1 protein-coding gene is annotated in these 6832 nt (G+C 63.8%); it reads left to right on the forward strand.

Annotated elements, in window-relative coordinates:
• Nucleotides 1-11 precede the first annotated feature (11 nt).
• Nucleotides 12-6832, forward strand: a 6821-nt coding sequence (locus PEP31012_RS08065; protein WP_150588854.1) for a two-partner secretion domain-containing protein, incomplete at its 3' end; no start/stop codon positions are given.

Below are 6832 nucleotides of genomic sequence, written 5' to 3' on the forward strand. Positions count from 1 at the left end.
TGTTCACGAACATGAATAAGAACCTCTTCCGATTGGTGTACAGCCGGCCACGGGGCATGCTGGTGGCGGTAGCTGAAACGGTCAGCGCGGGCGGTAAGGCGGATGCCGGTCAGACACGACGCCTCGGTTCGGCCCGGCAGGTTTCGCGGCGCCTCTCGTGCGTCTCGCTTTTCTCGATGCGATGCGTGGCCTTCGCCACCCTCGTGACACTGGGGGCGGTGCCCATACGGGTGCAGGCGCAAGTGACGGGCGCGGGTGAGCGAGCCCCTTCCGTTGTGCAGACCCCGAACGGTCTCCCGCAAGTCAACATCAACACGCCCAGCGCGGCAGGCGTGTCTCAGAACACCTATTCCCAGTTCGACGTGCCGCGCGGCGGCGCGATCCTGAACAACGCGTCCGTGATAACGCAGACGCAGCAGGCCGGGATGATCAACGGCAACCCGAACCTTGGCCCGGGCCAGTCCGCGAGGATTATTCTGAATCAGGTCAACAGCACCGCGCCGAGCCAGCTAAGAGGCTTTCTAGAGGTCGCGGGCAGCCGGGCCGAAGTCATCGTGGCAAACGGATCGGGGATCGTGGTCGATGGCGGCGGCTTCATCAACACCACGCGCGGCATTCTTACGACCGGCACACCGATCCTCGATGCCAACGGTGGGCTGCGCGGCTTTCAGGTGACGGGCGGCAGCATTGCCGTTCAGGGCGCGGGGCTGAACGCGAGCAACGTTGACCAGGTCGATCTGATCGCCCGCGCGGTGCAGGCCAATGCCGCGATCTACGGCAATGCGCTGAACGTCATCACCGGCACGAATCAGGTCGATCACGACACGCTTTCGGCAAGCGCCATCAGCGGCACTGGCGCCTCCCCGGGGGTCTCGATCGACGTCAGCGCACTCGGCGGCATGTACGCCAACCGCATCATGCTGGTGGGGACGGAGAAGGGCGTCGGTGTGTCGAATGCGGGCGAGATCGCCGCACAAGCTGGCGACCTCACGCTCACCAGTGCGGGACAGCTCGTGCAGTCCGGCAAGCTGAACGCCAGCGGCAACGTCGGCATCGACGTGGGCAGCGTTGCCAACAGCGGCACGATCTACGCTAAGCAGAGCATGACCGTCCGCGCGTCGGAGATCGTCACGAACGACGGCACGCTGGCGGCACAACGAGATCTGTCCGTCATGGCGAACCGCCTGACATCCACCGGCACGCTGGGCGCCGGCGTGAACGGCGACGGCTCGGTCGGCAGCGGCGGGGACCTGTCGGTAGCCGCATCGGCCCAAATCGACGTGAGCGGCCTGAGCGTGGCGGGCGGTAATGCGATGTTCACGGGTGGCGGGCTCAATCTCGCGGGCAGCGAAACGTCCGCAAACGGCGACCTGACGTTGACCGCCAGCGCCGGCGATCTGAACCTCGCTGGCGCGACCGCGCGCGCAGCGGGGCAAGTGACGGCACGCGTCGCGGGGGCGCTGATCAACGACTACGGCACGCTCGCAGGGGTTCAAGGAGTGACGCTCGACGCGGCCCGGTTGTCCAATGTAGCGGGCAAGATTGCGTCACAAGCCATGCTCATTGCGCGGACCTCAGGGCAGTTGACGAACCTGGGCGGCGAAATCGTTTCGGCGGGTGCCATGCAATTGCGTGGCAGCGCCATTGCAAACGACCGTGGCACCCTACAGAGCGGCGCTGGTCTTTCTCTCACGGGGGAGTCGCTAGACAATACGGCGGGCCGCATCACCTCCTTGAACGGCGACGGACTGACGATCACGGTCACGGGTGCGCTCACGAACGCGATCGGCACGACCGCCACCGGTTTGCAGGGCGGTGTGATCGGCGGCAATGGTGCCGTCACGCTCGTGGCGGGAAGCGTTGCGAACCAAGGCACGGTGAGTGCACAGACAGACCTGCAAGTCGGCACCGCGTCGCTCGACAACCGCGATGGCACGCTGCAAGCGGCGGGGAATGCGACGATCGACGCCGGCGCGCAACTGACCAACCACCGCGGCAATATCGTCGCCGGTCAGGCGGCATCGGTGAGTGCCGCGACACTCGACAACAGTGCCGGGACTCTGCAGGCGACACAACTGTCGCTGGGTGCCACCCATCTCGTCAATCACGCGGGCACGATCACGCAGACGGGTACCGGGTCGATGCGCGTCGCCGTCCTGGGCTTGCTCGACAATTCGGCGGGCGGCACGCTGCAGACGAATAGCGTGGATCTCACGTTGGCGCCGTCCATGCTCGATAACCACGGCGGCACGATCACACACGCGGGCGCCGGCGCGCTCACGATGAATACCGGGAACGGAACCGGCACGCTCTCGAATGCGGGCGGCAAGATCACCAGCAACGGTCAGGTCGTCGCGCTGGCGGGGAGCCTGGACAACGCAGCGGGTCTGATCATGGGCCAGACCGGGCTCACGGCAACGCTTGGCGGCGCGGTCGATAACGCAAACGGCAAGCTGCTGTCGAACACCGACCTGACGCTCACGAGCGACACGCTGGCGAACGATGGTGGCGAGATTGGCGCAGGCGCGAACGAAACGATCCGCACCGGTTCACTGACGAACAAGGGCGGCGCCATCGTGGCGCCGAACCTGAGTTTGACGACGAACGCCACGCTGAACAACAGCGGCGGCAACGTGAAGGCGAACCAGTTGGCGTTGTCCGCGGCCGACCTTCTGAATCACGGGGGGACGATCACGCATTACGGTGCCTCGCCGATGACCATCGACGTCAGGCATACGCTCGACAACTCGGCGGGCGGCACGATCCAGAGTCACGCCCAGGATCTGACGCTTGCGCCCGCCCTTCTCAACAACAGCGGCGGCAAGATCCTTGCGTCCGGAGCGGGACGGCTGACGATCGTGCCGGGCAACGGTGCGGGGACGCTGTTGAACGCACGCGGCGAGATCATTGCGGGTGGACAACTGGCGCTGAACGTCGGCAGCCTGGATAACTCAGAGGGCATGCTTGCCGCACGAGGCAACGCCGCGGCGAGAGTTTCGGGTGACGTGAACAACACGCAAGGGGTCGTGCGCTCGCTCGCGTCCCTGTCCGTTATCGGCGGTGGCGCCCTCGCCAATACGAACGGCCGGATCCAGTCGGGAACCGACGGCGACGACAGCACGCTCGCGGTGCAGGTCGCGTCCATCGACAACACTCGCGGTCTCATTGGCAATCTCGGCACGGGCGACGCGACGATTCAGGGCGGCACACGGGTCGTCAACGGCGCTGGCGCGATCACGGGCAATGGTCGTGTGGCCCTCGGGGCCTCGACAATCTCGAACACGTTGGGCGGACAACTGAGCGGAGCGAGCGTCTCGATCGATGCCGACACGCTCGATAACACGGGCGGCGGCATCGGCAACCTGGCCGGTTCGCGCGGCGACGTGGCCATCAAGACGGTTGGGGCGCTCACGAATACCAGCGGCCAGATCGGTGCGACGAACGACCTGAACGTGACGGCGGCAACGCTTGCGGGCGGCGGCGCCTACGGTGCGGCTCACGATGTAGCGGTGAACGTCGAGGGCGACTTCGCGATGACGCCGGCGTTGAAGCTGGCTGCGGGGCACGAACTTGCGATTACGCTGTCCGGCACGTTCACGAACGACACACGGGTCGAAGCGGTCGAGAACCTGAACATCACGGCGGGGGATATTGCCAACAGCGGCACGATGATGGCCGGGGGCACGCTCACGACGCACTCGAACACGCTGCAGAACACGGGTACCCTGGTGGGCGGCGATGTGTCGCTCAACGCGACATCGCGACTATCGAACGTCGGCCCAACGGCGCTCATTGGCGCGACAAACAGCGAGGGGAGGCTGGAACTGCTCGCGCCGATCATCGAGAACCGCGACGACACGACGGCCACCGATACGCAGGCGACCGCCGCCATTTACGGTCTTGGCCGTGTTGTCCTCGCCGGGGGCAAGGACGCGAGCGGCAACTACACCAACGCGCAACTGATCCGCAACCAATCGGCCCTGATCCAGTCCACACGCGATATGGCGCTGCACGCCAATCAGGTTACGAATACGCGGCGACAAATGCAGACGTCGGGATTCACATCGTCGGTCTCGCCCGATCTGCTTGCGAGCTTGGGCATCAGCCTGAGCGGACGTACGGGGCAGGTCAATACGCGGGACCCGAACGCGATTGGCGGCGTGTACGTCGAGCCGCCGCACGGTGGCGAGTGGAACAGCGACTACATCTACACCAGTTACACGGGCGTAGCGCTGGCCAATACGGTGACATCGATCAGCCCGCAGGCGCAGATCGTGTCTGGCGCTAACCTGAATGCCTCCTCGGTTGGCCTGTTCCAGAATTACTGGAGTGCGGTGTCGGCGGCAGGCGCTATCGCGTCACCGGTGACGCTTGACCAGAATAGCTGGCAAGGCCAGACCGCCCCTGCTGTGCGCGTCACGTACTCGGGGCAGTATCACTACAACAACTACGACAACAGCAAGCACGACTGGCAACTGCCGTTCGGCGATGCTCGCTTCGTGACGAGGCGTCCCGGCGGCTTCACGCAGGTAGCGCCGGCGGATATCCGAACTTATGCATTGCCCGCCTACGAATCGACATTCGTCGCAGGCGGCACGCTATCAGGTATGGGCGTTAGCATCGACAATACCGCGGGTAATGCAGGTGTGCCGTCGCTCGGCATTGCGCCCGGTCAGTCGGTGGCGGACGTGAGCATCGGCGTTCCACGCGGCAACGCGAACGGCGCGCAGACGAGCAAAACGACCTTTCAAGGCAACACGGTGCAGGTCGATGCGGTCATCGCGCATGCCACGGCTGTGAATGTCATCGCCAACCTGACGATCCCGCAGGGTGGTCTGTTCCGGCCTGCCACCGCGCCGGATGCGAAGTATCTGATCGAAACCAATCCGGCCTTTACGAACATCAAGACGTTCCTGTCGAGTGACTACTACCTCAAACAGATCGGGATCAATCCGCAAACGACCGCGAAGCGTCTGGGCGATGGCATGTATGAGCAGCAGCTCGTGCGAAACCAGATCACCGCGCTTACCGGCAAGGCAGTGCTCGGCCCCTATGGCGATACAGAGGCGATGTATGAAGCAATGATGAACTCGGGCGCAGCCCTTGCGAAATCGCTGAACCTGTCGTTGGGCATGAGCCTGTCTGCCGAGCAGGTTGCGGCACTCACCCGTGATGTGATCATCATGCAAACGCAAATCGTCGATGGACAGAGCGTGCTGGTGCCTGTGGTCTATCTTGCGCAGACGGAACAGCAACAGATGAGCGGACCGCTGATCGCGGCGAACGACATCGACCTGAAGCAGACGCAGACGTTCACCAACAGCGGTACGGTGCAGGCGACCCGCGCGCTCACCATCGATGCTACGTCCATCGACAACGCATTGGGTGCGTTGCGAAGCGACGGAGTGATGTCGCTGACGACAAAGGGCGATGTTGACTTGAGTTCGGCCACAGTGAACGCCGGAAGTCTGACACTCAACGCCGGGGGCGACCTGCTGCTGAACACGATCACGAACCAGGTCAGTCAGGTGAGCACCACGGGTGCCACGCGCGTCTCGACGACGCTCGGTCCTATCGCAAGTGTGAACGTAACGGGCGATGCCGCGATCGCGACGCGTGGCAATGTCGAGCAGAACGCTGGCACGTTGAACGTAGGCGGCAACCTAGGCATGGCCATTGGCGGCAACTGGGAGCTTGGCACTGTACAGGCCGGCGAGCGGAAGGTAGTCGAGCGTGCGAACGGTGTATCGGATACCAACTTCAACGCAGCGACGGGGAGCGCGGTCACGGTGGGAGGCGTATCGCAGATAGGCGTGGGAGGTGATCTGACGGCCACGGGAGCGGCCCTCAACCTGAAGGGAGGTGGCGCGCTGGCGGCGAAGGGCGATGTGACGTTGCAAGCGGCCGTGACGACCTCGACGTTACAAAGCAACAGCGCGGATAGCGACAGTAGCGGCAGTTACTCAGAGTCGAAGCGGCAATCTGACGACGCGGTGATCGGCACAGCCTTGCAAAGCGGCGACAGTCTCACGATTGCCTCAGGCAAAAACATCAACCTGGCGGGCAGCGGCATCACACTCGCCCAGGGGGCAGCAACGCTGGCGGCAGCCGGTGACATCAACATCGGTGAAACCACCGAGATGCATGAATTTCAAAGCCGGCACGACGGTAGTCGCAGTGGGGTGGTGAGCGGAAAAAGCACAACGAGTACGCTGGACATGAAAGCCACCCAAGCCAACGGCAGCCTGATTTCGGCGGACACCGTGGCAATTGCTGCGGGCAAGGATCTGAGCGTTCGGGGGAGCACGATTGCCGGCAACAAGGATGTCGTCCTACAGGCGGGTCACGATTTACGGATCGAATCGACGCAGAGCGTTAGCGAGACCCGTTCATTCCACGAGGAGACGAGCACGGGTCTGGGTTCGTCAGGCGGTGTAGGGATTTCGTACGGCACCAATGAGCAGAAGGACTGGGCCAACGACAGCAGCTTGGCCCAAACGGGTAGCCTTATCGGTAGCGTTAGCGGTAACGTCAGTATGGCGGCCGGCAATGACTTGCTGGTTCGCGGCAGCGAAATTGTCGCGGGTGGGAACATGACTGGCATCGGGCAAAACGTCACCGTCGAATCCGCGCTCAATCGTGAGCATCACGACGAAACGCACGAGATGAAGAGTTCTGGCTTCACGTTGGCGGTTAAGTCGCCTGTGATCGATGCGATACAGAACGTTGCTGGGCAGGTGCGCGCGGCGGCGGATTCCGGCGGCGATGCGCGCGTTTCGGCCTTGCGAGGTTACGCGGCGGCCAGTGGCGCCGTCAGCGCGCTTGGCGAAGG

Source organism: Pandoraea eparura (assembly GCF_902459725.1).
GTDB classification, from domain to species: Bacteria; Pseudomonadota; Gammaproteobacteria; order Burkholderiales; family Burkholderiaceae; genus Pandoraea; species Pandoraea eparura.